The organism is uncultured Porphyromonas sp. (assembly GCF_934359325.1).
GTDB lineage: Bacteria > Bacteroidota > Bacteroidia > Bacteroidales > Porphyromonadaceae > Porphyromonas_A.
Genome location: NZ_CAKRLH010000112.1, coordinates 1 through 5,177 on the forward strand (window position 1 = coordinate 1; position 5,177 = coordinate 5,177).

Sequence of the window (5,177 nt, forward strand, 5' to 3'; positions counted from 1 at the left end):
GAGACCTTCTTAGAGCAGATACTGAAGCGCTCTCCCATCGGAGGCAAGGTCGATCCCATCGTCCATCCTCAGCCTCAGGAGGAGACCTTTACCCCCTACGAGCTCTATATCAAGCTACTGCAGACCAAGTTTGGCGACGTCATAGACCGCTCTCTCACCGAGGAGATAGAGAGCTACCTCCCCGATGAGATTATCCGACTGGACTATCAGATAGAGGCTGTGAAGCGCTGCCTCAGTATCATGCGAGAGCATGGGGGCTTCATGCTCGCGGATGTGGTCGGGCTGGGCAAGACGATCGTCGGGACACTGATCATCAAGAGATTTCTATCCGACCTGCGCGACGACGGCAGGGAGAGGAAGGTACTGGTGATCACACCGCCGGCCATTAAGGCCGGCTGGGAGAGGACCATCGACCTATTTGACCAAAAAGATAATACAGATAAGATATCACCCTTCGTCGACTTTATCACTACCGGTAAGATCGGCAGCCTATTAGACGACGAAGAGGAGGCGGAGGAGCTGGAGTATCTGCTGGATGAAGAGAGCACAGACGGGGATCAGGCGCTGCAGGATATAGACTACGGGCTGATCATCATCGATGAGAGTCACCGCTTCCGTCGCAGCACCACCAAGATGTATCAGTCGTTAGACACCCTCATCGAGAATATCGGTGCTCGGAGCGGCGCCAACCCTTACATAGGTCTCCTCTCCGCCACGCCTCAGAACAATAGGCCGGACGATCTCAAGAATCAGATCTACCTCTTCGAGCGCAACCACAAGGACAGCACGCTTAAGAGAGCCTCCGGAGGTGATCTGGAGGACTTCTTCAGGAATGTCAATCAGGAGTACAACAATCTCCTCAAGGGGCACGATGGACTAAGCGAAGAGGAGCGATCCAAGCGGCTGAAGGCAATCTCTCAGGAGCTCAGGGACAATATCCTCGAGGATCTCTTGGAGCGGCGCACGAGAACGGATGTCAAGACCTACTACAAGGCCGATATAGAGGCGCAGGGACTGGTATTCCCGGAGATGTCCGGTCCCCATGCGCTTGTCTACAGGATGGATGACGAGCTGGCGCGCCTCTTCGCCGACACCATGAGCATCATAGCCCCGTCGGAGGTGGAGAAGATCCGGTCCGACGAGTGGCTCCGCTACTATCGGTACCGAGCTATTGAGTACTTCGTCGACCACGCTAATGAGCAGAAGCATATGGCGCGTGGTAACCGCGGCGTGGGCGATATCGCCGGACAGCTGGCCACGATCATGCAGGTCATGCTGGTGAAGCGCTTGGAAAGCTCCTTTACGGCATTCAAGAGGTCACTCCTCAACCTCCGCCGCTATACAGACAATATGATCAGTATGTGGGAGAGGGACACGATCTTTATCTGCCCCCAGATCGATATCAATAGGGAGCTGGACTACGTAGCGAAGACGGAACAGCGCGGGAGTGAGGTCACCTTCGAGGACTGTGTGCGAGAGATACGAGGTAAGATCGCAAAGCTGACTCAGGAGGGGCGCAATGAGAGGGGACAGAATGCTGAGTACCGACAGAGCGACTTCCGCCCTGAGTACTACGACTGTCTCAGGAGAGATCGCGAGCTTATCTCCCTCCTCTGTGACAGATGGGGTACCGTCAATTCGCAGGATCCAAAGTTTGATACCTTCAAGGAGAGCATCAATACAAAGCTCTTTGACCCGCAGACCAATACCTCCGGCAAGCTGGTGATCTTCTCCGAGGCAAAGGACACGGTCAACTCCCTATCGCACGCCTTGGCCTACAAGGGGCATAGAGCGCTCGTCATAACCGCTGACAATAGAGATGAGAAGGAGCAGGTGATCCGAGAGAACTTTGACGCCAATTACACCGGCGAGTGGCGGGATGAGTACGATGTGATCATCACCACGGACGTCCTCGCCGAGGGTGTGAATCTCCATCGTGCCAATGTCATACTCAACTACGACACCCCATGGAACTCTACCCGACTCATGCAGCGCATCGGTCGTGTCAATCGCATCGGATCTCAGCATCCCAAGATCTATGTGTATAACTTTATGCCGAGCGCGCAGGGCGATGAGATGATCCAGCTGGTCCAGATAGCACACTCCAAGCTGCAGTCCTTCCACGTGCTCTTCGGTGGGGACAGCAAGATCTTTACGGACGATGAGAGCCTGATCCACTACGACAACATCCGAGAAGCGGTTGAGGGTGAGGAGTCGCCTCTCCAGAAGTATGTCTACGAGCTGAAGCAGTACAGAGACTCTCACCCCGACCGCTATCAGCTCATAGCAGAGACGGACGAGGGGTGGGAGATGGCGCAGGACGCGGAGGGGAGCGCTTACTTTGTCGTGCGGGCACCTAAGTCCGCCCCTTTGGCCATAGAGGTGGAGCAGGATCCTTCAGTGGACACTAAGATCCTCTCTCTCCTCGACCTCTTAGAGCGCCTGCAAGCCCTGCCGGAGGATACGAGGGTACCTCTGCCTGAGGATTGGCCGTCACTCAGGAAGCGCGCTATATATGCTTACAATCAGCACTACGTCCGGATCCTTAAGTCACACGTCGGTCAGAGCACTATTGATAAGGCTCTCGGCATCATCGTCAAGATCGGGAGAAACCCGGGGAGTAGTGAGGAGATCCAGCAACTCTTGCAGTCGGCTCGCAAGCAGGTCGATCGCGGCAATCGAGATGTGATACGGAGGATGATCCAGATCGGTGACGAAATGAGCCGGAGGGAGTCGCAGCTTATCCCCGTCAGCATAGATGAGATAGAGACCCTCCTGAGGAACAGCATCGGTAAGCTGATCAAGAAGGTAGAGACACAACAGGGGGCACCGGGGATCGTATTAGGAATCATCAAGTAAACCATCATGGACAAGGAGTATCTCAGGAAGTACTTGAGCACCAGCTATCAGGGCGGGCAGTCCTTCTTGGACACTATCATCATCCCCATCTTCGGAAATAACTTCGAGGATGGGTACAATAAGGAGGTTTTGCAGGGAAGCGATGATAAGCGTCTCGCCACCTCAACCGGGATACGCAGCATCAGGTTCCTCGGGAGCGTGTATATCGGCATTGAGCCTCTTCAGGTCTTTGACATTACTGTGAGTGACAGCGTCAAGATGGAGCGAAATAGGGTCTCCATCCAGCGACTGATCCGGTCGGTGATGAGCAGCTACTCCTCGGCCTTTATGATCTTCCACTACGAGGATGCTGCGAGGTGGGACTGGCGCTTTACCTTTTGTCGCAAGGAGGGCAGCTTAGCGGAGACCACCGACAGCAAGCGGTACACCTTCCTCCTCGGTCCGGGGCAGTCGTGCCGTACAGCGACAGACAATTTCTATGGTCTCTATAGTCGTAAGGATCCCCTGACGATGGAGGATCTGCAGCAGGCCTTCAGTGTCGAAGCTCTTTCGCAAGAGTTTTTCCTACGATACAAGGCACACTACGAGACCTTTGTTAGTTATGCTGCGGATCCTGAGAATGGTCTCCGTGGTCATCTCCTCCCCGAGGAGCAGGAGATCTCTGAGGAGGGCGCTATCGGCATGCGTGAGGAGGAGAAGCCTATCCGCGACTATGTGAAAAAGCTCCTCGGGCGGATCGTCTTCCTCCACTTCCTCCAGAAGAAGGGCTGGATGGGCGTCCCAAGAGCCGGGGAGTGGGGCGAGGGAGACAAGGACTTCATGCTCCACCTCTTCGAGTACGCATCACTGGAGCAGCAGGCCAACTTCCTCGACAGCGTCCTGGAGCCTCTCTTTGCCAAGGCTCTCGACACCGATCGGCGGGAGAGTCAGAGTCTCTTCGACACAAGGGTCGATGGTATCGGTGTCGTTCGGGTGCCTTACCTCAATGGTGGCCTCTTCGAGCGTGACGCACTAGATGAGAGACAGCTCGCCTTTCCTGCGGAATACTTCCGCGATCTCCTCTCTGTGCTGTCTCAGTATAACTTTACGATCGACGAGAACGACCCCAACGATGCCGAGGTGGGTATCGATCCGGAGATGCTGGGGCGGATCTTCGAAAACCTCCTCGAGGACAATAAGGATATGGGGGCCTTCTACACCCCTAAGGAGATCGTCCGGTATATGTGTGCGGAGAGTCTGATCGCCTACCTCCAGTCCGACCATGAGGATGAGGACGAGAGACAGGCTATCCGAGGCTTTGTCGAGAGTCACGATGGTACCTCCCTCGGTGACCTGACGGAGGAGATCAGGGAGCGACTCCTGAGGGTGAAGATCTGTGACCCTGCCATCGGCTCCGGTGCCTTCCCCATGGGACTCCTCAGAGAGCTCTACTTCTGTAGATCCGCTCTCGAGTCCACTACAGCCCTAAATCCGGCTGCCACTAAGAGGGAGATCCTGCAGAATAATATCTATGGTGTAGACATCGAGAGAGGAGCGGTCGACATCGCTCGGCTGCGCTTCTGGCTTACCCTTGTGGTGGATGAAAAGACCCCGGAAGCCTTGCCCAACCTGGACTTCAAGATCATGCAGGGCGACTCCCTCCTGGAGGAGTATGCGGGAGTGGATCTCAGCTCTCTAACTAAGATGAATCAGGAGGTCGACCAGGTCTCCGGCTGCCGGCTTACACTCTTCGAGGACAATCTCGACCTACTGCGCGACAAGCTCTCCAGTCTTATCCGGAAGTATTACGCTTGCGATGATCACACGAAGCGAGTGAGGATGAGAGACGAGATCACCTCTATGATAGAGTGGCAGCTGAGGGAGCAGCAGTTTGACGTCTCGCTCGGAGACATCGACGTACACGCCAATGACGAGTTCTTCCTCTGGCATACCTGGTTTGGCGACGTCTTTATGGAGAATGGGGGCTTCGACATAGTTATCGGCAATCCGCCATACATCCAGCTATCTAAGGATAGCGGACGACTGGCAAAGCTCTACGCCGATGCGGGATACCAGACCTATGCTCGTACGGGAGACATCTACTGCCTCTTCTATGAGCTGGGCTGGAAGCTGCTCAGAGAGGGCGGGCACCTCTGCTACATCACCTCCAATAAGTGGATGCGTGCCGGATATGGAGAGAAAACCAGGCAATTCCTATCGGAGCGGACCAACCCCAGGTTGCTTATAGACTTTGCCGGAGTAAAGATCTTCCAGAATGCGACCGTGGACACCAATATCCTACTCTTCGCCAAGGAGGAGAATAGCAACAGTTGCCGGTC

The 5,177-nt window shown here is 55.1% G+C and carries 2 protein-coding genes; both read left to right on the top strand.

What is annotated here, in order from left to right; translation table 11 throughout:
• The coding region (locus Q0F21_RS05125) for a DEAD/DEAH box helicase (RefSeq protein ID WP_297238006.1) at nt 1–2,859 on the top strand (2,859 nt) is incomplete at its 5' end.
• Between the two features lie 6 nt (nt 2,860–2,865).
• Nucleotides 2,866–5,177 (top strand): Eco57I restriction-modification methylase domain-containing protein (locus tag Q0F21_RS05130; RefSeq protein WP_297238008.1); only part of this gene is annotated, 2,312 nt, incomplete at its 3' end.